This window comes from Streptomyces sp. GL_148 (genome assembly GCF_057834205.1).
This window is the reverse complement of the sequence record NZ_CM174396.1, coordinates 7,064,720-7,089,069: the sequence shown is the minus strand read 5'-3', so window position 1 is coordinate 7,089,069 and position 24,350 is coordinate 7,064,720. Positions and strand designations below refer to the sequence as shown.

The following is a 24,350-nucleotide window of genomic DNA, read 5'->3' as shown; positions in this document are numbered from 1 at the left end:
CATGGGTCGCCTACGCTGTGGGGCCACTCCCCCCTGGCTTTCTCCGTTCATCATCACGCCAGCGATCATCACATGTTCCTTTTTTCGACTGCAATCCTCGGTCGCGCCCATCGCGGCAACGCACCTGCCGAAGCAGCCGAATTCAGCCTGCTCACCTCGCCCCCTTCCCGGCATCGACCTCGCCAGCGGCGTTCAGCTCGGCTGACGCCCGTCCGATGGGGCCTGTGAAATGATCAAGGGCCATGGCCCTCTGCCGACGCGGGCATGGGCATGGGCATGGACACGTTGACCCTGTTGTTGCTGACGCCCGCCTTGCTCCAGCCGATCGACGCCGAAGCACGTGGGTTCGCCGAGGACAAGCTGGTGCTCGTCCTGACCGAATTCGACAGCTTGTTGTGGAACGTCAGGGCTGTCGACAAGCGGGTACTCAGCGAGCTTCGCCGCCACTACCCGGGTACCAAGGACCTCTGAACGGGGTCCCTGCCACAGCTGCGCCGACTCGCTTCCACTACGTTGCGTAGCTTGTACCGGTACTTGGATCGGACCCTGACTTGCGGGCGATCCGTCGTTCCGGGCAACGACGGCTGGGGAGAATCCGGGGAGAACTGAGCCCTCTTGGGGAGTGGCTGGGGAGGACCGGCCGTACAAACGGGCAGCAGGGCGAAAGGGCCGGAAAGGCGGACCGTTGCAGGCCAGATCACCTGCACGACCGATTTCCGCAGGTCAGCGGCGTGAGGGTGACGACTTCAAGAAGATCTCCTCGTGGGCCGCCATCCTCTTTGCACCCACACTCGTGGGAACCATCTACGGCATGAACTTTGAGTCCATGCCTGAGTTGGGTTGGAGCCTCGGATACCCCCTTGCGATCTGCCTCATGGGGATGGTTTGCGTCAGTTTGTACGTGATTTTCAAGCGACGGGACTGGCTCTGAGCCCCTCGCGTGACGCTCAGTCATCCTTGGCACTTCGCTTTCGCATCACTCACAGATCGGCCCAGAAGCGGCCGTGGGGGCCTCTGGGGGAATAGATGCGGGTGATCTCCTCGCCCTGTCCCCGGCAAGCCTGTGACCAGGTCTTTTTGGGCGTCGGCAAGCTCTGGGGAGAATCCGGGGAGAAACGAATGGCGGCCAGCGCCTTGCGGCCGCCGCGACGAGCCTGCCTGGCTTCCTGTTCAGCGATCCCTCCAGAGCCCGCCGACCCTGCGGCCCATCACAGACAGTGACCTCCATGTGCTTGCCGTCCCTGGCAGCCCGAAGTCATATCGTCAAGCACGGACACACCGAGCGGAGTCACCTCCGGCCTGCCTCACCCGCTCGCCCGCGGCCCGCGGCCCGCGGGGTCAGAACGCCGGGAACTGTCGCAGGTGTCGTCCGTGCAAGCCATGCCAGGCTCGAGGCTTCAGCAACTCGCCACACACCGCACCGTGCCCCGGGACGGCAACAGAGCAGACGCCTTCGGTCGGCAACCTGCTGTGAGCTCGCCAAGGCTTCACGCCTGCGTCGACAGTGACCACGCGGCAGGCCGCCGACAGGCCGCCGACAGGCCCAGTCTGGGAGGCACCCCCGTCTCCGTACGCGACCATTTCCAGGCATCCCTAAAAGTGCAGGTTGCGATCCCGTCACTGCCGATTCGAGGATCGCCACGTACTCCACGTGATACGTCATCGGGAAGGAATGCACGGGCCCTGACGGCCAAGAAACGCACATGTCAGAGGCCACTCGGTGACCTTGACCGGGCAGCCGTGCGTCAAACGAGCGTCACAAGCGGCGTCGACCATCCGCGGCCCATGCCCCGTGGCAGCCCACGTGCCTCAGATGTCCATGCACTCCTGCTGTCCCCCTATCCAGCCTGAGGGTCTCGCCGATTATTGGGGCGGGTTGCCGTGCTTGCGCGACGGCAGGTCCGCGTGCTTGTTGCGGAGCATCGCGAGGGCGGCGACGAGGACCTCGCGGGTTTCCGCGGGGTCGATGACGTCGTCTACGAGGCCTCGCTCGGCCGCGTAGTAGGGGTGCATCAGCTCGGCCTTGTACTCCTTGACCATGCGCGCGCGCATCGCCTCGGGGTCTTCGGCGTCCGCGATCTGCTTGCGGAAGATGACGTTGGCGGCGCCCTCGGCGCCCATCACCGCGATCTCGTTGGTGGGCCAGGCGTAGGTCAGGTCGGCGCCGATGGACTGGGAGTCCATGACGATGTACGCGCCGCCGTAGGCCTTGCGCAGGATCAGCGAGATCCGCGGGACGGTGGCGTTGCAGTACGCGTACAGCAGCTTGGCGCCGTGGCGGATGATGCCGCCGTGCTCCTGGTCGACGCCCGGCAGGAAGCCGGGGACGTCCAGGAGGGTGATGATCGGGATGTTGAAGGCGTCGCAGAGCTGGACGAAGCGCGCGGCCTTCTCGGAGGCGTGGATGTCCAGGACGCCGGCGAGGTGGCCGGGCTGGTTGGCGACGATTCCGACGACCTGTCCGTCCATCCGCGCCAGCGCGCAGATGATGTTGCGGGCCCAGCGCTCGTGGATCTCCAGGACGTCGCCCTCGTCGACGAGCTCCTCGATGACCTTGAGCATGTCGTACGGGCGGTTGCCGTCGGCGGGCACGAGGTCGAGCAGGACGTCGGAGCGGCGGTCGGCCGGGTCGCTGGTCTCGTGGACCGGGGGGTTCTCGCGGTTGTTGGAGGGCAGCATCGTGATGAGGTAGCGGACCTCGGAGATGCAGGTCTCCTCGTCGTCGTACGCGAAGTGCGCGACACCCGAAGTCTCGGCGTGCACGTCGGCTCCGCCGAGGCCGTTCTGGGTGATCTCCTCACCGGTCACCGCACGGACCACGTCCGGGCCGGTGATGAACATCTGCGAGGTCTCGCGGACCATGAACACGAAGTCCGTCAGCGCCGGGGAGTAGGCCGCACCGCCGGCGCAGGGGCCCAGCATCACCGAGATCTGCGGGATGACGCCCGAGGCCTTGGTGTTGCGCTGGAAGATGCCGCCGTAGCCGGCCAGCGCCGAGACGCCCTCCTGGATGCGGGCACCCGCGCCGTCGTTCAGGGAGACCAGCGGGGCACCGGCCGCGATGGCCATGTCCATGATCTTGTGGATCTTCGTCGCGTGGGCCTCGCCCAGCGCGCCGCCGAAGATCCGGAAGTCGTGCGCGTAGACGAAGACCGTACGGCCCTCGACCGTGCCCCAGCCGGTGATGACACCGTCGGTGTAGGGCTTCTTGGTCTCCAGGCCGAACCCGGTCGCCCGGTGGCGACGCAGCTGCTCGACCTCCTTGAAGGAACCCTCGTCGAGCAGCAACGCGATCCGCTCACGGGCGGTGAGCTTGCCCTTGGCATGCTGCGCTTCGGTCGCCCGGTCACTCGGTCCGCGCCGCGCCTGCTCGCGCAGGTCGTGCAGCTCGGCCACGCGCCCGCGGGCGTCCGTCGGCTCGTTGGGGGTCTCGCCGGACAGGGACATTGCTAGGTACTCCTCATCAGTGCCTTGTGGGCGGTGCCGAGACCGTGGCGGGCCGGGGTGTGGCGCACACGGACGGGTGCGGGCAGGGCGATCGCGGTGAGCAGCAGTCCCCGCCGGGCCGTCCAGCGCCCGCTGAACCCGGTCAGCCGGATGCCGTCGATCACGGGGCCGGGCACCAGCAGACGGGCGTGGAAGGTTCCCGCGTCCGGATCGATGGTGATCAGGGCGTCCTCGAAGTCGAGCCAGCGGCCGGTGACCGGGAACCACGCCTTGTAAACGGACTCCTTCGCACTGAACAGCAGCCGGTCCCAGCAGACGTCGGGCCGCAGCACCTGCCGACGGGCCAGCCACTCCCGCTCCTCGGGGAGGGATACCAGGGCCAGCGTCCCCGCGGACGGGAGCGGCTCGTTGGGTTCCGCGTCGATGCCGACGGACACCATGTCGCCGGCGCGTGCCACGGCGGCCGCCTGGTAGCCGCCGCCGTGGGTCATGCTGCCCACGATCCCGTCGGGCCACCTCGGCTCGCCCCGCGGGCCCGGCAGGATGGGCGCGGGCGGCACCCCGAGCGCGGCGAGGGCGTTGCGGGCGCAGCCGCGCACCGTGGCGAACTCGCGGCGGCGCTGCTCCACACTGTGGGCGACGAGTTCCTTCTCCTCTTCGTAGAGCACCGAGTCGGGCAGGTGGTCGAAGGACCCGCGGGCCGCGACGGTGACGGGCAGCAGTTCCTCGATCATGTGCGGTCCACGGTGTTTACGGGAGCGGCGGGCCGAATGCGGATGGGCCTCCCGGCCGGCGCGGCGCGGCGGCCCCACTCGCGGGGGTAGCCGAGCGAGACCTCTTCGAACGGCACGCCGTCCTTGCGCATGGTCCGCGGGATGTGGAGGTGCCCGTAGACGACGGCGGCGGCGCGGAACCGGCGGTGCCAATCGGCGGTGGCCTCGGTGCCGCACCACAGCGCGAACTCGGGCTTCCACAGCACCTCGGTGGGGTCCCGTACCAGCGGGAAGTGGTTGACCAGAACGGTCCGCGCGTCGGGCGGGAGCGCCTCCAGGCGTGCCTCGGTGTAGGCAACGCGGGCCCGGCACCAGGCGTCACGGCTGCCGTGCGGCTCCGGGTCGAGGAAGAACTCGTCGGAGCAGACCACGCCCGCGGCCCCGGCCCGCTCGAGCGCGTCCTCCTTCGAGGTCGTGCCGGGCTGCCGGAAGGTGTAGTCGTACAGCAGGAACAGCGGGGCGATCACCAAGGGGCCGTCCTCGCCCTCCCACACGGGGTAGGGGTCTTCGGGGGTGACCACGCCCAGGGACCGGCAGATGTCCACCAGGTGGCGGTAGCGCCGTTCGCCGCGCAGTTGGACGGGGTCCTCTCGCATGGTCCACAGCTCGTGGTTGCCCGGCACCCAGACGACCTTGGCGAAGCGGCCGGCGAGGAGTTCCAGCGCCCAGGCGATCTCGTCGACGATCTCGCCGACGTCGCCTGCGACGATCAGCCAGTCCTCGTCGGACTCGGGCCGCAGGTCCGCCACGATCCGGCGGTTCTGCGGGTAGTGGACGTGGAGGTCGCTGATGGCCGCCAGTACGCCGACACCGGGGCGGCGTGCGGGCGGGCGGGCGGGGCCGCGCGTCTCGTAGGGCATGTGTGCCGTCCGTCAGCCGGCAACGGGCAGGGTGCGCAGGCGCTCCCTGACGGCCGCGAGCACGGCGGCCTGTTCCCGGAGCAGGTAGAAGTGGCCGCCGGGCAGGATCTTCAGGTCGAATCCGGCGGTGGTGTGGTCCGCCCAGGCCCGCACGTCATCGGGCTCGACGCGGGGGTCGCTGTCCCCCACCAGGGCAAGGACGGGGCAGGTCAGCCGGGCGGGGGTAGTCCGAAGATACGTTTCCACGGCCTGGTAGTCGCCGCGCACGGCGGGGAGGATCATACGGATGATCTCCTCGTCGCCCAGCAGCCCGGAGTCCGTGCCGCTCAGCTCGCGCAGTTCCTCGATCACCCCGTCGTCGGTCCGCTTGCGGATGTCGTCCCCGCGGTACAGGTGGGGGGCACGGCGGCCGGAGACGATCAGCGCGGAGACCGGCGTGCCGCGGTCCTGGAGGCGGTCCGCGACCTCGAATGCGACGAGCGAGCCCATGCTGTGTCCGAACAGGGCCAGTGGACGGCCGTCGGCCCGGGCGGCCAGCCGGTCCGCGAGCTCGTCGGCGAGCACGTTGATATCCGTGATGACCGGCTCGGAACGCCGGTCCTGGCGTCCCGGGTACTGGACCGCGAAGACGTCGACGTCCGGCGTCAGGGCGCCGGCCATCGGGAAGTAGAAGCTGGCCGAGCCGCCGGCGTGCGGGAAGCAGGCCAGGCGTACGGGGGCATCGGGTGCGGGACGGAAGTTCCTGAGCCAGAGGTCCTCGGGGGACGGTCCGGTGGTCATGGGGAAGGGGGCCTTTCACAGAGCTGACTGGCGGCGCACCGGCGCACCGGCGCCGGGTGCGGTAAGTCGTGCCGTACGGGACCGGCCGGCCGGGCGGCGGGGTGGCCGACGGGCAGGGGCCCGGGTGGACCGGCCGGAGCGCGGGGGTCGCCCCGGCCGGCCACCCGCGGCCCCGCCCGTCAACTCACCTCACGCGGTCCTGCGGACCGTCGGGCCGGCAGTCCCGCGCGCCGGGTACGGGAACGGGGTCAACGGGTCACGCGGACCGGCAGCCGCCGGGGGCAGATGATCTGCATCGGGTTCTCGAACTCCACGCCTGCCGAGTAGTCCACGGAGATCTCGTCGAATCGGTCGAACAGCGCGTTGAGCGCGATGCCGACCTCCAGCCGGGCCAGCGGGGCGCCGAGGCAGAAGTGGATGCCCTGCCCGAAGGCGATGTGGCCGCCGGTGTCGCGGTGGATGTCGAAGCGGTCGGGGTCGGTGAAGCGCTGCGTGTCCCGGTTGGCCGCGCCGACCCACAGGGTCACCAGCTCGTCCTTGCCGATCTTCTGCCCGCCGATCTCGGTCTCGGTGGTCGTCACCCGCGCCATCCGGGAGAACGGCGGGTACAGGCGCATCAGTTCCTCGATGGCGCCGGGCAGCAGCTCGCGGTTCGCGCGCACCGCGGCGAGCGCCTCGGGGTGGCGGTCGAAGGTGAGGATCGCGTTGCCGATCATCGCCATGGACGCGGCGTGGCCGGCGAACAGGGTGAGGCCGACCAGGCCGATCAGGTCGGCGTCGCGCAGCGGCTCGCCGTCGACGCTGGCGTGGGCCAGGCCGGTGAGCAGGTCGTCGGCCGGGTTCTGTCGGCGCCGGTGCACGTGCCCGAGGATGTATTCGTTCATCTCGCGGATGGCGGGCGCGACTTGCGACTCCATCACCTTCGGCGGCACGGTCGCCGCGTCCAGCGCGCCCAGGGCGTCGCCCCAGCCCCGGAACATCGGCACGTCCTCGGCCGGCAGGCCGAGCATTTCCGCGACCACGATGATCGGCAGCGGGTAGGCCACCGCGTCGATGAGGTCGAAGGTGTCCGACCCCGACACTTCGTCGAGCAGGGACTCGACGGTCCGCGTGATCCGCTCCGAGAGGCCCGACACCGCCCGCGGGGTGAAGGCCTGATTGATGGCCCGGCGCAGCCTGCGGTGGTGGGGCGGGTCGTTGGTGACCAGGTTTCCGGTGAGGAACAGGTCGAGGTCGGGCTGCGGTTCGTTGAACAGGCGCACCGTGTCCGAGGAGAACGTCTTCGGGTCGGTGAGCACACGGGTGATGTCGGCGTGGCGGAACAACTGCCAGCCGTACTCCTCGTCGCGGTGGACCGTGTGCTGTTCCTGCATCTGGCGGAACCAGGAGAACAGCGCGTCCACGGGTTCGGTTGCGGATTCTTCAGTCACCGGCATGGATACCCCAAGATCAGACTGCCACTGAGTTGTTGTCACAGACCGAACACCGAGCGGTAGACCTTGCGGTCGACCGCCGGCATGGCCACGCGCCCGGTCTGCACCGCACCCGGCGCCGGCGACAGTGTGGCCGAACCGGCGGCCCGCAGGCCGGACTCGATGGCGCCGTCCATGTAGCCGATCCAGCCGAGGGCGAGGTCGTCGGCGCAGAACTTCACCGGCCCGAAGGGCTGGTTGATCGCCTTGTGCAGCCTCGTCAGCTGGAAGGGCTGCCGGAACGCGGGGCCGCCGCGGGAGAATTCGTCCGCCTCCCAGTCCGAGACGGTGTAGTCGCGCAGCGTCGCCGACGGCAGGATCTGCCGCACCGCGGCCTCGACCTGGGCGCGGTCGGCGACGTTCAGGGTGCCGTCGACGCTGAAGGCGACGACGGGGGCGTTGTCGTTCAGCCGGCCCATGATCACGAACGGAGAGCCCTCGGGCGCCTCGGCGATGAACCGGTCGGAGGGGGAGGCCAGGTCCAGGAACAGCTTGCGCTGGCGCGGCACGCCGTAGCCCTGGGTGGTGGCGTCGCGGTGCGCCTGCGGCAGCGCCGGACTGAAGGTGATGCCCTTCCAGACGTTGACCGGCACCGCCATGATGACCTCGGCCGCGGTGTAGGCGGCTCCCGCCCGGGTGACCACCTTCACCCGCCCGAGCTGCTGGGTGACGGAGGCGACCGGGGAGTTGAGCTTCAGGTCCGGTCCCCCGTCCGCCAGGATCGCGTTGGCGAGCGCGATGGTGCCCTGCGCCAGGCGGTAGGTGTTGACCCCGGAGAAGCCCGTGTAGTTCCAGCCGGCCAGGGCCCACCACTGGGCGAGCTGCAGCATCGATCCGCGCGAGCTGGGCGACCCGTACAGCCCGGTGGTGCTCGTCATCCTCAGCTCGTCTTCGGGCGAGTAGGCAAGCTGGTTCAGCCGGTCGCGCAGGGAGAAGCGGTCCAGCGGGGTGATCAGGTCCTCGCGGGTGAAGGGCGCGTAGGGCTTGGGGAAGTACTCGCGGGAGCCGTCGAAGAACGGGGTGAACAGCTCGCCCTGCCGGGTGTACGCGGTGACCGGGTCTGACTCGGCGAACCCGCCCGGGGTCGGCATGAGTACCCGCTCGGGCCCCTGGTCGGCCACGATCGTCAGGTTGTAGCGCGATATCTCGCGCCAGACGTGCGGCTGCAGCGGGTCGACCCAGGCGCCGCCGCGCTCGATCTCCCAGCTGTTGAACGTGTCGGTCCAGGTGCGCCCGCCGATGCGTCCGCGCGCCTCCAGCACGAGGACGCGGCGGCCCTTCTTCCGCAGTTCGCGGGCCGCGGTGAGACCGGCGAGCCCGGCCCCGACGACGATGACGTCGTAGCTGGTGCGCCCGGTGAAGTCCGCTCCGTCGGCGGCCTCCGCGATTCCGGGAAAGCCTGCGCCCAGGGCCGTTCCCGCGATGGCCAGGCCACTCGTCCTGAGCACGTTCCTCCGGGTGAAGGAATTACGGGACGCGACCTTTTTCGTTCTGCCTTGACTTTTCGACACGAATTTCCCCCGTACGGTGAATTCAAGGAGCGGTGCTGTATGAGAATCTGCGGGATCTCGGGCAGGGCCGGGAATCCGGATCGCGAAGTGCGTGATCCGGATTCCCGGCCCGCTCAGTGCAGTGCGGTGCGGTGCGAGAAAGGATCAGGCGGTCGGCTTGCGGAACTGCTTGATCATCGCCGCGTAGCTGTCCTCGGCGTTGCCGTCGGCCACCGCGCGCTGCGCCAGTTCCAGGAAGAAGCGCGGCAGGTCGGTGCTGACGCCGAGCTCCCGGCTCTCCTCGAGCAGGTGCTGCATGCCGCCCACGTGGACGTTGACGGTGGCGTCGGTCGCCGGGAACTTCCCCTCGTCGATCTGCTGCGCGTACGCGGAGACGTAGTCCGCCGTCACGTTGATCGCGGTGGTGGCCATCTCCGCGAACGTCGTCGCCTTGACGTTCGCGGTGCCGAGCAGGGCGGCAGCGTGCAGGAAGCTGTTCAGGACGCCCCACATGATGCTCAGCACCGACATGTCGTACAGGGCCGACAGGCCGTGGTCCTCGTCGAGGTAGACCGTCCCGGTCTCGCCGAGCGCCTGGAGCGTGGCCTGGTGCTTCTCGAAGCCGTCCTTCGGCCCGGCGTACAGCAGCGTGGCCTCGGCGGTGCCGATGGCCTGCGGGAGCGCCAGGATCGCGCCGTCGATGTAGTCGGCGCCGGCCTTGGCCGCCCACGCGGCGGTCTCCCGCGCCTGGGTCGAGCCGGCCGTGGTCAGGTTCACCAGGGTGCGGCCGGCCAGCGAGGAGCCGATCGGGTCCAGCAGCCCGTGCACGGCGTCGTAGTCCGAGACGCAGACGACGACGAGCGGGCTCGCCTCGACGGCGCCGCGGACCGAGTCGGCGAGGATGGCGCCGTTGGCGACGAGGGCCTCGGCCTTGCCGGCCGAGCGGTTCCAGACGGTGGTCGGGTGGCCCTTCTCCAGGAAGGCCGCGGCGAGGGCCTGGCCCATCAGGCCCAGGCCGACGACGGTAACCGGGGATTCGGAGGCGGGAAGAGTGGTCACAGCTATGTCTCCGTACTTCGTGCGGCAGGCGCCGCGGTGGGTGTGATCGGTGGTGTGCCGGAGCCGGTGCGGCACCCGGGGGTCGCGTGCGGCGGCCCCCGGTGCGGGCGTTCCGGGTCAGCCCTGGGTGGCGCCCTCGGCGTCCCACGGGCCGCTCACGCCGAAGGGGTTGTCCACGACGTAGCGCCAGTAGCCGTCCGCACCCTGGCGCAGGACGTCGATGGCGACGCCCTCCAGGTGCTCCGGCTCGCCGTTCTCGTCGAGCGCCTCCATCTGCCACTCGACGATGAGCATCGCGGTGTCGCCCACCACGAGCTGCTGGCGGACGGTCGCCTCCACGGAGGGCTTGCGCTTCGCCAGGAAGTCGACCACGTACGCGCGGCGGGCCTCGCCGTAGACCGGGAATCCGGGCTCCCACATTCCGACCGCGTCGTCGGTGTACATCGCGTTGACCGCTTCCACGTCCCCGGCGTTGAAGGCTATTCCGAACGCCTCCTGATGTTTTTCGATATCGGTCACCAGCGTGTACATGCTGTCGCTCACGACGCTATTTCTCCATTCGCTTTTCTGCGGCACCTGAACAGATTGATTGGGACGCTATCAGCGGGGACTCCCCGATCCGGTCTCCTGCCGGTAATCGCCTGCGGCCCTGCGGCGCACCGGTTCGATTACCGGGGAAAGACCGCCCGATGGCGCGTCCGTCTGGGAGCCCTTCCGGTACGACCGGCCGTCTAACCCGCCTGGCCGGACACCCGCTCCACCGCTTCCTGGATCTCCGGGGCGACCAGCGCCGCCGCCGGGTCGAGGAGGAACGCCACCCGGGCATAGGCGACCAGCAGCTGCCCGTCCTTCGACGCCGCGTCCAGCAGCCGGTCCAGGTAGGCGTACTCGGCCAGTTGCTCCTCGTCGGGGTCGCCGCCGACGCCGGGGAAGACGAGGTCGGCGCCGGTGGTCAGCTCCCACACGTGGTCGACCGCCTTGGCCGCGTAGTCGGCGAGGTACGCCCGCGGGTCCACGGGCGCCGGCCGGGAGACGTGGTCGCGCAGCACGCGGGCGCCGAGCGCGGCCACCGTCATGCCCTGCCCGTAGACCGGGTTGAAGCTGCAGACGGCGTCGCCGAGGACGAGCAGCCCGGTGGGGAAGGAGTCCATCCGCTCGTACCGGCGGCGCAGGTTGGCCGGGAAGCGGTAGGACAGCGGCTCCCCGAGCGTCTCCTGGTCGTGCACCGCGTCGTAGATGTCGGTGGCGGCGAGCGACTTCAGGAAGTCGTGGAAGCCGGCGGTGTCGCGGGGCGGGTACTCGCCGGCGATGCCGTAGCCGGTCACTACGGCGCAGCCGTCCTCGATCTTGGCGCAGAGCGCCCCGCGCGGCACAGCCGCCGAGCCTCCGACGTCTATGGACACTTCGCCGGGCATCCGGTCCTCGGAGAGCCGGTAGTACTGCGTGGTGTAGCCGACGTTGACGGTGAGCTGCTCCTCCTCGACCTGGGGGTAGCCGAACTCCGCGAGCCACGAAGGGGTGCGGGTGCGTCGTCCGGTCGCGTCGACGACGAGGTCGGCGGTGAGGTCGCGGTGGGTGTCGCCCTGCAGGACCCGGGCGCCGACGACTGCGGACCGGTCGGGCGTGGTCAGCAGCTCTGCCATCTCGGTCCGCTCCAGGAAGGTCACGTTGGGGAGCGCGCGCACCCGCCGGCGCACCCGCCGCTCCAGGTGCGGCCGGCTGACCGAGAGCAGTGGGAGGCCGGAGTGCGGCTTGGGCATGTGGGTGCCGTTGACGACCCACCGCACGTTGGCGGTGCCGTCGCCCACCACCGCGCCGCCGGCGGCCAGCTCCTCGGTGATGCCGGGGATCAAGTCCTCCAGGGCGATCAGGCCGGCGGCCAGCAGGTTGTGCAGGTGCCCGCCGTGCGGGACGCCCCGCCGGGTCTCGCTGTGCGCGCGACCGGCGTCGTCTCCCGCGAGGTCGTCGCGGTCGATCACCACGACGTCGGCGTAGCGGTCCGCCAGCACGTGCGCGGCCAGGAGGCCCGCCATGCTCGCACCGAGCACGATCACGCGCTCACGATCAGTTTTCTCCACGGTGGTGGTCACTCCTCTGCTCGTCCCGAACGGGCGCGCGGGACGGGAAGTAGCCCGCGCGGACGAAAAAGCTCACGTACCTGCCGAAAAGGTCCCGGTCGATGTCCGGGCAGGTGATGCCGGTACCGCGCAGGGCGTGCTCGGTCTCCGAGACGTCGATCGGCGGGTAGGTGGTGGTGCCGCTGCCGGCGTTCATCCCCTCGAAGGAGTCGAGCAGCGGGACGACGGCGTTCTTCCGGTCCTCGCGCACCCGGGCCGACCAGGTGTCCCAGTCGAGTTCGGGCAGGTCGTAGCCCAAGGAGCGGAGGTGGCCGACGAACTCGGTGAACGTCTGGTTCTGCCGGTTGTAGAGGTGGAAGGTCCGGTTCGCGGTGTCCTCGCGGGCCGCGAGGGCCGTGATCGCCGCGCTGACGTAGTCCACCGGCACCATGTGGAGGACCCCGGCGAGGCTGTCGGGTACCGCTCCGGTCTCCAGCAGGCCCTTGAGGCTCAGCCAGACGAAGTCCTTGGTCTGGCAGGCGCCGGTCTCCCGGTCGCCGCACACGACGTCCACCCGGTAGACCGAGACGGGCAGCCCCCGGCTCCGGGCGAGCTCGATGACCTGCTCGGCCACCCACTTGCTCTGCAGGTAGCCGTTGTGCAGCAGGTGCGCGGGGCCGGTCGGGTCGCCCGCGCCGGCCGGCGCGGCGTCGGGGCCGGGCGCCGGGAACACGCCGGTGGTCGACACGTAGTGCACCGGAACGGTCCGGTGCGCCGCGGCCAGCCGCAGCACCTCCCGGGTGCCGCCCACGTTCCCCGCCGCGAGTTCGCTGTACGGCCGCACCCAACTGACCGTCGCGCCCGCGTGGTAGACGACGTCGACGCGGCGGGAGAGCTCATCGAACTCGGCTTCGGCCAGGCCCAGTCGCGGGGCCGTCAGGTCGCCTACGGTCACGGCGAGCCGGTCCGGGTCGATATCGTCCCGGACCTGGTACCAGGCCAGGCTCTCGTGCAGTCGGCGGGTCGCGTCGGCCCGGTCGGTGCCCCGCACCAGGCAGTGCACGGTGGCCGTGGTCGACCGCATCAGGTCGCGGAGCAGGAAGGCGCCGAGGAATCCGGTGGCGCCGGTCAGCAGGATCTCGCGGGGGTCGGCGGCCACCCGGCTGATCTCGGCGGCGGGCCGGATGCCCTCGTCGAGGCGTACCTCGGCGGCGTAGTCGAAGCCGGTGGCGCCGGCGGCTCCCCCGGTGACGGCGGACAGGAGGGCGGACAGGTGCCCGACCAGCTCCGCCGGAGTGGGGTGCTCGAAGATCAGCGAGGGCGGCAGCTTCAAGCCCGTGGCATCGGCGAGCCGGTTGCGTAGCTCCACCGAGGTGAGCGAGTCGAACCCGAGGTCGGAGAACCGCCGGTGGCCTTCGACCGCAGCCGCGGCGGAGTGCCCCAGCACCAGCGCCACTTCGCGGTGGACGAACTCCGATACGACCTCCAGGCGCCGGTCCTGCGGCAGTCCCGCCAGGTTCTCCGGCCGAAGTTCGGCCTGGTTCGCGGATCCCTCGGGGCCCTGGCCGGTGTCCTGGACCAGTCGGCGCAGCAGCAGCGGCGCCCGCCGGGCGTTACCGCGCAGCGCGGTCCGGTCGACCGGTGTGACCACCAGTGCGGGCCGGCCGGTGCGCAGCGCGAGGTCCATCAGTCCGGGACCGGTCTCCTCTGTGATGGCGAGCAGGCCGGAGCGGGCGATGCGGTCGAGTTCGGTCCGTGTCAGGTGCCCGCTCATGCCGTGCTCGTGCTCCCACAGGCCCCAGGCCAGCGAGGTCGCCGGGAGTCCGATTCCGGACCGGTGGGCGGCCAGCGCGTCGAGGAACGTGTTGGCGGCGGCGTAGTTGGCCTGGCCGGTGCCACCGATGACGCCCGCCACGGACGAGAACAGCACGAAGGCGTCCAAGTCCCGGTCGAGGGTGAGTTCGTGCAGGTTCCACGCGGCGTGCACCTTGGGCCGCAGAACGGCGGCCAGTCGGTCCGGGGTCAGGTCCTGGATCATGCCGTCGTCAAGCACGCCGGCCGCGTGCACGACTCCGGTGAGCGGGTGTTCGGCGGGGATGGCCGCCAGCAGCGCGGCGAGGGCGGCCCGGTCGGCGAGGTCGCAAGCGGCGACGTGCACGTCGGCGCCGAGTCCGGTGAGTTCGGAGGCCAGCTCGGCGGCGCCGGCCGCCTCCGGCCCACGGCGGCTGACGAGCAGCAGCCGGGACACGCGGTGCGTACGGACCAGATGGCGGGCGAACAGCCCGCCGAGCGCCCCGGTCGCCCCGGTGATCAGTACGGTGCCGCCGGTGCGCCACCGGGTGTCGCCGTCCGGTTCGCCGTCCGGTTCGCCGTCCGGCAGGGCGTCGGCGAGTCCCGGTACGAGGATCCGGCCGGAGCGGACGGCGGCCTGCGGCTGGCCGGAGGCCAGGACCGACGGCACGGCCGCCGCCGACTCGGGGTCCTCGTCCAGGTCGATCAGCACGATCCGGTCGGGGGCCTCCGACTGCGCCGAGCGCAGCAGTCCCCACAGAGGGGCGGCCACGAGGTCCGAGACGTCCGTGCCGCCGCCGTCCGCGGCCACCGCGCCGCGGGTCAGGACGACGAGCGGGGTGTCGGCGGCCCGGTCGTCCGCCAGCCACGACTGGACCAGCGCCAGCACCTCCTGCGCGGTGTCCTGGGCCCGGCGCGGCACATCACCGTCCAGGGAGAACGCCAGCGGCACGAGCAGGGAGTCGAACGGCGTGTCCGAGCCCAGCGCGGCCAGGGCGTCCGCCACGGCGCCGAAGGGCACGCCGGAGGCGAGCTGCGGCAGTCCGGTGTTGTCCGCCCCGGCGAGGTGCAGCGCCGCCAGTCTCATCGGCACGGTCGGCGCGGTCGGCTCGAACGGGGTCCACCCGACCCGGAGCACCGAGTCCCCCGCACGGGGCCCGGCCGTCGGCGCGGCGGCCGGCGCGTGCTCCAGCCAGTACCGCTCCCGCTGGAAGGGATAGGTCGGCAGGTCCACCCGCCGTGCTCCGGTTCCGGCGAAGACCGCCTGCCAGTCCACGGGGATCCCGGCCGACCACAGCCCGCCCAGGGCCGCGAGCGCGTCGTGCACTTCGGCCCGTCCGCTGCGCACCGCGGCGACCGGGGTGAGGGAGGTGGTCTCGGCGACCAGGGCGGAGAGCACGCCCGCCGGACCGAGTTCCAGGGTGACGGTCACGTTCTGGTCGGCGAGGGTCCGGGCCGCGTCGTGGAAGCGGACCGGCTGCCGCACCTGGTCGACCCAGTACTCGGGCGAGCGGAGCTCTTCCTCGGTGGCGAGGCGGCCGGTGAGCGTCGACACGAGGGGGATGCCCGGCGCGTTCAGGGTGACCTTCCGCAGTACCCGGCCGAACTCCTCCAGCATCGGGTCCATGAGCGGCGAGTGGAAGGCGTGGCTGACCGTCAGCTGCTTGGTGCGGCGCCCCCAGGACCGTACGGTCCCGGCGATCTCCAGAACGGCGTCCCGGGCTCCGGACACCACGGTCGCCACCGGGCCGTTGACGGCGGCGACCGCCACGGCGCCGTCCGACCGCTCCAGCAGCGGGGTGATCTCCTCCTCGGTGGCCTGCAGCGCGACCATCGCGCCGCCCGGCGGCAGAGCCTGCATGAGCCGGCCACGGGCGGCGACCACGGCCGCCGCGTCGGGCAGCGACAGTACTCCGGCCGCGTGTGCGGCGGCCAGTTCGCCGATCGAGTGGCCGGCGAGGTAGTCCGGGGTGATGCCCCACGCCTCGTACAGCCGGAACAGGGCGACCTCAAGCGCGAACAGCGCCGGCTGGGCGTGCCCCGTCTCGGCCAGCGCCTCCTCGTCGTCGAGGACGTCGCGCAGCGGCACGTCGAGGTGCCGGTCGAGTTCACCGCACACCGCGTCGAAGGCCTCCGCGAACACCGGGAACGCCTCGTACAGGCGGCGGCCCATCGCCGCCCGCTGGGCTCCCTGGCCGGTGAAGAGGAAGCCGAGCCTGCCCTTGCCGGGCGCCGTGGCGGCCGCGGTACGGGCTCCGTCCTCGGCCAGCGGGCGGAGGGCGGCGAGCAGGGACGCGGCGTCCGAGCCGACGACCACGGCCCGGTGGGGCAGGGCGGCGCGGGTGGTCGCCGTCGAATAGGCGAGGTCGGCAGCGGACAGGCCGGGGTGGTCCGCGACGTGCGCCATCAGGCTGCGCGCCTGCGCGGACAGCGCCGTACGGCTCTTGGCGGACAGCGGTAGCGGCACGAGCGCGGGGGCGGGGGCGGGGGCGGGGGCCCGGGCCGGGTCCGGGGCCGGGGTCTCCTCCGCCACGACGGCCTGCTCTTCGGGTGCCTGCTCCAGAATCAGGTGGGCGTTGGTGCCGCTGACGCCGAACGCTGACACCGCGGCGCGGCGTGGCCTGCCGGTCTGCGGCCACGGGCGGTGCTCGGTGAGCAGTTCGACCGCCCCCGCGGACCAGTCGACCAGCGGGGTGGGCTCATCGGCGTGCAGCGTCCGCGGCAGTGCGGCGTGCCGCAGCGCCTGGACCATCTTGATCACACCGCCGACACCGGCCGCTGCCACCGAGTGCCCGATGTTGGACTTCAGCGAGCCCAGGAGCAGGGGGTGTTCGGCGGTGTGGGCGGCGCCGTAGGTGGCCAGCAGCGCCTGGGCTTCGATGGGGTCGCCGAGCCGGGTGCCGGTGCCGTGGGCCTCGACGGCGTCGACGTCGGAGGCGTCCAGCCGGGCGCCGGTGAGCGCGGTGCGGATCACCCGTTCCTGCGAGGGGCCGCTGGGGGCGGTGAGCCCGTTGGAAGCGCCGTCGGAGTTGACCGCCGACGAACGCAGGACGGCCAGCACCCGGTGTCCGTTGCGGACGGCGTCGCCGAGCCGTTCGAGGAGGATCAGCCCGACGCCTTCCGACCAGCTCGTGCCGTCGGCGGCGGCGGCGAAGGACTTGCACCGGCCGTCGGGGGCGAGACCGCGCTGCCGGGAGAAGTCGACGAATCCACCGGGGGTTCCGGCGACCGTGACGCCGCCGGCGAGGGCTAGGCCGGATTCGCCGGTGCGCAGCGACTGCGCGGCGAGGTGCATGGCGACCAGGGACGAAGAGCACGCCGTGTCCACGGTCATGGAGGGGCCTTCGAAACCGAAGGAGTAGGAGAGCCGGCCCGAGACGACGCTGCCGAGCTTGCCCGTCAACAGGTAGCCCTCGAGCTCCTCCGGGCCGGCCAGCCCCAGGTAGGACTGCTCCACGGCGCCGACGAACACACCGACGCCGGCGCCCTTGAGGGTGGTCGGGTCGATCCTCGCGTGCTCGAAGGTCTCCCAGGCGGTCTCCAGCAGCACGCGCTGCTGGGGGTCCATGGAAAGGGCCTCGCGCGGCGAGATGCCGAAGAAGTCGGCGTCGAATTCGGCTGCCCCGTCGAGGAAGCCGCCTTCGCGTGCGTACGTGGTGCCCGGAACATCCGGGTCGGGGTCGTAGAGCGCGTCGAGGTCCCATCCGCGGTCGGCGGGGAACTCGGTGATGCCGTCCCGGCCGTCCGCGACGAGTTGCCACAGGTCGTCCGCCGAGCGCACGCCGCCGGGATAGCGGCAGGCCATTCCTACGATCGCGATCGGCTCGGTGCGGCCGGACTCCAGTTCTGCGATGCGCTGCCGGGCCTTCCGCAGATCAGCGGTGACCCATTTCAGATAGTCCGCGAGCTTCTTCTCATCCGCCATGGGGGGTTTACCTGTTCCAGATGTCGGGGCGTCAGTGCCGGGCACGGCCGAGCTCGTTGTCGATGAAGTCGAGGAGTTCGTCGGTCGATGCCGACGCGAGGGAGTCGGCCGGGTCCTCGTCGGCTCCCTCGCCCGGCTGCGCGCCGGTCTCCAGCCACCGCGACAGGAGGGTCTGCAGACGCACGGTGATCTCGTCGCGGTCACCGTCGGCGCCGTCGCTTTCCCCGGCCGCGAGCACCTGCTCCAGGTCGTCCAGCGCGGCGATCGCGGTCGATCGCCGTTCCGGCGCGTCCTCGGGCGCGATGCACGTCAGCAGGAACGCGGCCAGCTTCGACGGGGTGGGGTGGTCGAACACCGCGGTGGCCGGGAGCCGGGCACCGGTGACGGTGTTCAGCCTGTTGCGCATCTCGACCGCGGTCAGCGAGTCGAAGCCGAGCTCCCGGAAGGGCTGTTCGGGATCGATCGCGGACGGGTCTCCGAGGCCGAGGACCGAGGCCACCCTGCCGCGGACCAGTTCGAGGACGAACTCCGTGCGCTCGGCGGCGGTCAGGTCGGAAAGCCGCTGCGCCATGGGCACTTCGGTGGAGCTGTCCGTACGGTGGGCCGGGGCGGGGACGAGGGACCGCAGCAGCGGGGGCACCCGGTCGAGCGACCGTATGACGTCCGAGTCGAACTCCGTGGTCACCACCGCGGGCCGGGCCGAGGACAGGGCGGCGTCGAGCAGGGCCATGCCGTCCTTCACGCCCGTCGGGACGAAGCCGTCCCCGGCGAACCGGGCGCGGTCGATGTCGCCCAGTGCCGCGTTGATGCCGCCGTCTACGTCCCACAGGCCCCAGGCCACCGAGGTCGCGGGCAGACCGTGCGCCCGCCGGTGGTGGGCGAGCCCGTCGAGGTACGCGTTCGCGGCGGCGTAGTTCGCCTGGCCGGGACCGCCGAACAGTCCGACGGTCGAGGAGAACAGGACGAAGGCCGACAGGCCGGCGTCGCGCGTCAGGTCGTGGAGGTGCCGGGCGGCGTCCGCCTTGGGACGCAGGGCGGCGTCCAGCTGCTGCGGGGTCATCGCCGTGAGCAGGCTGTTGTCCAGCACCCCTGCCGTGTGCACGATTCCGGTGAGCGGCCGGTCGGCGGGGACCTCCGCGAGCAGCGCGGCGAGGGCTTCGCGGTCCGCGACGTCGCAGGCGGCGATGCGGACCGTCGCGCCGAGTGAGGTCAGCTCGCTGTGCAGGTGGCCGGCTCCCGCCGCTTCGGCGCCCGTGCGCGCGGCCAGCAGCAGGTGTGTGACGCCGTGTTCGGTGACGAGGTGGCGGGCGACGGTGGCGCCGAGCATGCCGGTACCGCCGGTGACGAGGACGGTGCCTTCCGGGTTCCACACCGCAGCGTCCGCACCGGTGCGCGCCGCGGAGGAGCGGACCCGGACCAGCCGGGGGACCAGGACCCGGCCGCCCCGGACGGCGGCCTGGGGCTCGTCGGCGGACAGCAGGGCGGAGAGCAGCGCCGCGGGCACCGGCTCGCCGCCGCTGTCGGTGTCGACGTCCACGAGCAGGATCCGGTCGGGTGCTTCCGACTGGGCGGAGCGGACCAGTCCCCACACCGCCGCGGCGGCAGGATCGGGGGCCTCGGTGTCGGTGGTGGCGACGGCTCCCCTGGTGACCACGACCAGACGCACACCGGTGAAGCGGTCGTCGGCCAGCCATTCCTGAAGGAGGGCCAGCGTCTGGCGGGCCGGCCGGTACGGGGCGTCGGCCGCGTCGTCGTCCAGGCTCGCGGCCGAGGGTACGACGAGGGTCCGGACCGGGTCGCCGGCGTCGAGCGACTGCCCGAAGGAGGCCAGGTCATCGTGGTACGGGATGCCGTCTGCCGGATCGGCGGCCGGTCCGAGCCGCGCCCAGGCCGCGGCCCGGGCGGACGGCCGTACGACCTCCGGGAGCCAGCCGACCTGGTGCAGGGCGCCGAGGGGGTCCGGCCCTGCGGGTGCCGCTCCGGCGGCGGCCGCGGCGTCGGCCGAGGGGTCCAGCCAGTACCGCTCGCGCTGGAAGGGGTAGGTCGGCAGGTCGACCTTGCGCACCGCGGTGTCGGCGAAGAACGCCGGCCAGTCGACGGGCACGCCCCGGGTGTGCAGCACGCCGAGGGCGTGCATCAGCGACTGCGGTTCGGGCTGCTTCCTGCGCATGGCGGGCACCGCGACCGCGTGGTCCGCGCTGGCGGCCGCAAGCGCGGAGAGCACCCCGTCGGGGCCGAGTTCCAGCAGGGTGGTCACGCCCTGCGCCTCCAGGGTGCGCACCGCGTCGACGAAGCGGACGGGCCGACGGATCTGCTGCACCCAGTACTCGGGCGAGCTCCAGCCGTCCCCGGGCTCCACCTCGCCGGTCACCGTGGACACGACGGCGAACTTGGGCCGGTGGAAGGTGAGGCCCTCGGCGATGGCGCGGAACTCGTCGAGCATCGGGTCCATGCGGGGGGAGTGGGAGGCCCGCAGGATCGGCAGCACCTTGGTGGAGCGGCCGCGCTCCTTCCAGATGTCCGCGACGGCGTGCACGGCGTCCGCGTCGCCCGAGAGGACCACCGCGCGCGGCCCGTTGATCGTGCCGATCACGGCGCGCCCGTCCGGGTCGAGGGTCTCGCGGACCTCTTCCTCGGTCGCCTCGACGGCGATCATCGCGCCGCCTTCCGGCAGCGACCGCATCAGGCGCCCGCGGGCGGTCACCAGGATGGCGGCGTCGGGCAGCGAGAGCACGCCCGCGAGGTGGGCGGCGATCAGCTCGCCCGTCGAGTGCCCCATGAGGTAGTCGGGGTGCACCCCCCACGCCTCGAAGAGGCGGAACAGCGCCACGCCGACCGCGAAGAGGGCGGCGAGGGTGTAGTCGATCTGGTCCAGCTCGTCGCCCGACTCGATCACCGAGCGCAGCGGGCGGGGCAGGTGCTCGTCCAGGGCCGCGCAGACCTCGTCGAATGCTGCGGCGAACGCCGGGAAGGTTTCCGCGAGTTCGTGGGCCATGCCGATGCGCTGGGCGCCTCCGCCGGTGAACATGAACGCGATCCGGCCCTCGTCCTTGGTGCCGGTGACGGTGCCGGATTCGTCGTCCGCCAGGGCCGCGAGTCCTTCGATCAGTTCGTCCCGGCCGGCCGCGAGCGCGACGGCCCGGTACCGCATCGCCGTACGGGTGGCGGACAGCGAGTAGGAGAGGTCGAGCAGGTCGAGGCCGGGGCGCTCGGCAAGGAGCGCGCCGATGCGCTCGGCTTGGGCGCGCAGTGCCTCGGGGGACCGGGCGGACAGCAGGTAGGGCATGACCGGCGCCGGCGGCACGGCGGGGGCAACCGGTTTCCCGGCGGGCTCCCAGGCGGGCTCTTCGTGGGCCGACAGCGGTGCCTGCTCGACGATGACGTGCGCGTTGGTGCCGCTGAACCCGAAGGCGGAGACGGCGGCCCGGCGCGGCCGGTCCAGCTCCGGCCAGTCGCGTGCCTCGTCGAGCAAGGTCAGCGCGCCGGAGTCCCAGTCGACGTGCGGGGTCGGGTCGTCGGCGTGCAGGGTCTTGGGCATGACGCCGTGGCGGATGGCCTCGACCATCTTGATGATGCCGCCGACGCCCGCGGCCGCCTGAGTGTGCCCGACGTTGGACTTGAGCGACCCCAGCCGCAGCGGCTGGTCGGCCGGGCGGCCCCGGCCGTAGGTGGCGAGCAGGGCATTGGCTTCGATCGGGTCGCCGAGGGGCGTTCCGGTGCCGTGCGCCTCGACGATGTCGACGTCGGCCGTGGAGAGCCCCGCGCTGTCGAGGGCCTGGCGGATCACCCGTTCCTGGGCGGGACCGTTGGGCGCGCTGAGCCCGTTGCTGGCGCCGTCCTGGTTGATTGCGGAACCGGTGATCACGGCGAGCACCGGGTGACCGTTGCGCCGGGCATCGGACAGCCGCTCCACGAGGAGGACGCCGGCGCCCTCGGCCCAGCCGGTGCCGTCGGCGGACGCGGCGAAGGACTTGCAGCGCCCGTCGGCCGACAGACCGCGCAGCCGGGAGAATTCGACGAACGCCTGGGGCGTGGACATCACGGTCACGCCGCCGGCGAGGGCGAGGTCACACTCCCCGCGGCGCAGCGCGGCCGCCGCGAGGTGGACGGCGACCAGCGACGAGGAGCAGGCCGTGTCGACGGTGACGGCGGGGCCCTCCAGGCCGAAGACGTAGGACAGCCGGCCTGAGGCGACACTGCCCGCGCTCCCGCTGTACAGGTATCCCTCGAACTCCTCGGGCGGCAGGTGCGGTCGGGATCCGTAGTCGTGGTACATCGACCCGATGAACACGCCCGTCCGGCTGCCGGAGACCGTGTCGGCAGCGATTCCGGCGCGTTCGAAGCTCTCCCAGGCCGTCTCCAGCAGCAAGCGCTGCTGGGGGTCGGTGGCGAGGGCCTCCCGCGGGGACATGCCGAAGAACTCGGGATCGAAGCGATCCGCGTCGTGCAGGAATCCGCCCTGGTCGGTGTACGACGTGCCGACGGTGTCGGGGTCGGGGTGGTAAAGCCGGTCCAAGGGCCAGCCCCGGTGCTCGGGGAACGACGTCACCGCGTCCACGCCGTCGGCGACCACCTGCCACAGGCGTTCCGGTGAGTCCACACCGCCGGGGTACCGGCAGGCCATGCCGATGATCGCGATGGGTTCCCGGTCCTTCTCCTCGATCTCGCGCAGACGCCTGCGGCTCGCCTGGGCATCGGCGACTGCGCGCTTGAGGTACTGGCGGAGCTGGTTCTCGTCAGTGCTCACGCGCCCTCAACTCCCGGGGTCTCCTCAAGGGAGGCGCCGGCCGATTCCTCGGTACCGTCCACGGATATTTTCCTTTCCCGGAGAACTTCTCATGCGACTCAGAGCCTCGAACAGTCTCGGACAAGAGCATCCGCGAGGTGGTAATTCCGCGCTCTTTCCCGGCAGGGCGAAGCCCGTCACCATGCGCCGATGCGCCGATTAGCGTCCGATTACAGGCCCGTTACGGCGAGGTCGGTAGGGTTCCGCACAAGTAGGCCCTCATAGATTGGGAACTCGACTCCAAATGAACCCGGAGATTGAAGAGCAGGACCTCGCGGAGCCCTATCTCGGGGGTCTGCTCGCCTCGCTCGGACTGAGCGTTCACTATTCCAGGGCGGAAAAGGACAGCCTTTTCTACCGTGATGAGACGGGCCGGGAGGTCGAGGTGCTCGACCTCGTCGGCGGCTACGGCTCGACGATCATCGGGCACGGCAATCCCGACATCGTCGGCTACGCGAAGGAGCTGCTGGACCAGGGCGTGCCGGTCCATGCGCAGTTCTCCAAGCACCCGTACGCCAACGACCTGGCGCAGAAGCTGAATGCCGTCATCCGGCGCGAGTTCGCCACCTCGGAGCCGTATTCGGCGATCTTCGCCAACAGCGGCGCCGAAGCGGTCGAGATCGCGATGAAGCACGCCGAGTTCGACCGGGGCGCCAAGCTGGCCGAACTCGCCGCGGAGATCGACGGGAACATCGAGGCGGCGCGTGCGGCGCTGGCCGCCGGCGGCGAGCTCGCCGCCGGTGCACTCGCCGCCGGTGCACTCGCCGCCGGCGAGTCCTACGACCGCCTGGTTGCGGCCGCGGGGCTCGTGCGCGGCAGCGCGGCGGACGAGGTGATCGCCGGGATCCGCAGCGCCAACGCCTCGCGCCTGGCGGCGGCGCCGGTGTTCCTGGCCCCCGAGGGCTCGTTCCACGGGAAGCTCGTCGGCAGCGTCCAGCTGACCCACAACCCCGGCTTCCGAACCCCGTTCGCGTCGCTGGCCGCGCGGTGCCGGTTCGTGCCGGTGCACGAGCCGGACGCGCTCGCCAAGACCATCGAGTCGGTCCGCAGCACGCTGTTCGACCTTGAGGTCGACGGCGCCGCGGTGCGCGTCGTCGAGCGCGAACTGCCCGTCATCGCCGCGTTCATCCTGGAGCCGGTGCAGGGCGAAGCGGGGATCCGGGTGTTCGACCGGGAGACCGTGCGCCGCATCCGGGAGGCCTGCGAGACGGTCGACTGCCCGGTCATCGTCGACGAGGTGCAGAGCGGCATGGGCCGTACCGGCGCGTTCTTCGCCGCCTCGCACATCGGCCTCCAGGGCGACTACATCACGCTGGCCAAGAGCCTGGGCGGCGGCGTGGCCAAGGCGGCCGTGACGCTGGTGCGCGGCTCCCGCTACCGCAAGGAGTTCGAGCTGGTGCACAGCTCGACCTTCGCGAAGGACGCCTTCTCCACGTCGATCGCCTGCCGGACGGTCGACCTGCTGGAGGCCGGGGGCGGCAAGGCCTACCAGCTGGCCGGCGAGCGCGGCAGCCGGCTGGCGGACATGCTGCGCAAGCTGCAGCAGGAGTTCGGGACCGTCATCAAGGAGGTCCGCGGGAAGGGCCTGATGATCGGCCTGGACTTCCACGACCTGTCGGACTCCCCCGACGAGGTCATCGCCGGGCAGGCCCGTGCCGGGCTGCTCGGGTACCTGCTGTCCGGTTACCTGCTGCGCGTGCACGCCCTGCGGATCCTCCCGACGGCCAGTGCCACGAGCACGCTGCGGCTGGAGCCGTCCGTGTACATCACGGACGTCGAGATCGGGCGGCTGGAATCGGGGCTGCGCGGGCTGTTGACGGTGCTCCGGGACCAGAACGGCGGCCTCCTGCTTCCCGCGGATCCGGCCGGGGAGCCCGGCGCGTAGGCACTCCGGCGGTAACCGCATTGCG

At 71.5% G+C, this 24,350-nt stretch carries 11 protein-coding genes and 3 pseudogenes; 3 read left to right on the top strand and 11 right to left on the bottom strand.

Annotated elements, in window-relative coordinates; genetic code table 11:
* Nucleotides 1–276 precede the first annotated feature (276 nt).
* Nucleotides 277–471: a hypothetical protein gene (locus tag AC3IYI_RS32015; RefSeq protein ID WP_489406949.1), complete on the top strand. Its 195-nt coding sequence runs from the start codon at nucleotides 277–279 to the stop codon at nucleotides 469–471.
* Between the two features lie 274 nt (nucleotides 472–745).
* Nucleotides 746–931, top strand: a pseudogene (locus AC3IYI_RS32010) (CorA family divalent cation transporter); the annotation flags it as partial.
* A gap of 932 nt (nucleotides 932–1,863) precedes the next feature.
* Here AC3IYI_RS32010 and AC3IYI_RS32005 read toward each other — a convergent pair.
* The 11 genes and pseudogenes from AC3IYI_RS32005 to AC3IYI_RS31955 all read right to left on the bottom strand — a co-directional run.
* Nucleotides 1,864–3,447 (bottom strand): acyl-CoA carboxylase subunit beta, encoded by a 1,584-nt coding sequence (locus AC3IYI_RS32005; RefSeq protein WP_489406948.1) that lies wholly within the window; start codon nucleotides 3,445–3,447, stop codon nucleotides 1,864–1,866.
* Between the two features lie 2 nt (nucleotides 3,448–3,449).
* A complete protein-coding gene (locus AC3IYI_RS32000; protein ID WP_489406947.1) occupies nucleotides 3,450–4,181 on the bottom strand; it encodes a 4'-phosphopantetheinyl transferase family protein in 732 nt (243 codons plus the stop codon).
* Nucleotides 4,178–5,080, bottom strand: coding sequence for a metallophosphoesterase family protein (locus tag AC3IYI_RS31995; RefSeq protein WP_489406946.1), 903 nt, complete (start codon nucleotides 5,078–5,080; stop codon nucleotides 4,178–4,180). The genes AC3IYI_RS32000 and AC3IYI_RS31995 overlap by 4 nt, the downstream gene beginning before the upstream one ends.
* Nucleotides 5,081–5,092: 12 nt before the next feature.
* Nucleotides 5,093–5,860: a thioesterase II family protein gene (locus tag AC3IYI_RS31990; protein WP_489406945.1), complete on the bottom strand. Its 768-nt coding sequence runs from the start codon at nucleotides 5,858–5,860 to the stop codon at nucleotides 5,093–5,095.
* A gap of 248 nt (nucleotides 5,861–6,108) precedes the next feature.
* Nucleotides 6,109–7,290, bottom strand: coding sequence for a cytochrome P450 (locus AC3IYI_RS31985; RefSeq protein ID WP_489406944.1), 1,182 nt, complete (start codon nucleotides 7,288–7,290; stop codon nucleotides 6,109–6,111).
* A gap of 41 nt (nucleotides 7,291–7,331) precedes the next feature.
* Complete coding sequence (locus AC3IYI_RS31980) at nucleotides 7,332–8,780, bottom strand: flavin monoamine oxidase family protein (protein ID WP_489406943.1); 1,449 nt, start codon at nucleotides 8,778–8,780, stop codon at nucleotides 7,332–7,334.
* 207 nt (nucleotides 8,781–8,987) lie between these two features.
* The gene (locus tag AC3IYI_RS31975; protein WP_489411747.1) at nucleotides 8,988–9,827 is read right to left on the bottom strand and encodes an NAD(P)-dependent oxidoreductase; all 840 of its coding nucleotides are present in this window, start codon (nucleotides 9,825–9,827) and stop codon (nucleotides 8,988–8,990) included.
* Nucleotides 9,828–9,998: 171 nt separating this feature from the next.
* Nucleotides 9,999–10,424 (bottom strand): YybH family protein, encoded by a 426-nt coding sequence (locus AC3IYI_RS31970; protein WP_327303704.1) that lies wholly within the window; start codon nucleotides 10,422–10,424, stop codon nucleotides 9,999–10,001.
* A 188-nt stretch (nucleotides 10,425–10,612) separates the two neighbouring features.
* On the bottom strand, nucleotides 10,613–11,959 hold the full coding sequence (locus tag AC3IYI_RS31965; RefSeq protein WP_489406942.1) for an FAD-dependent oxidoreductase: 1,347 nt from the start codon (nucleotides 11,957–11,959) through the stop codon (nucleotides 10,613–10,615).
* Nucleotides 11,946–17,612 (bottom strand): annotated as a pseudogene (locus tag AC3IYI_RS31960) (thioester reductase domain-containing protein); the annotation flags it as partial. The gene AC3IYI_RS31965 and the pseudogene AC3IYI_RS31960, both read right to left, overlap by 14 nt.
* A gap of 73 nt (nucleotides 17,613–17,685) precedes the next feature.
* Nucleotides 17,686–22,371, bottom strand: a pseudogene (locus tag AC3IYI_RS31955) (type I polyketide synthase); the annotation flags it as partial.
* A 313-nt stretch (nucleotides 22,372–22,684) separates the two neighbouring features.
* Here AC3IYI_RS31955 and AC3IYI_RS31950 point away from each other — a divergent pair.
* Complete coding sequence (locus AC3IYI_RS31950; protein ID WP_489406941.1) at nucleotides 22,685–24,325, top strand: aspartate aminotransferase family protein; 1,641 nt, start codon at nucleotides 22,685–22,687, stop codon at nucleotides 24,323–24,325.
* Nucleotides 24,326–24,350: the final 25 nt, after the last annotated feature.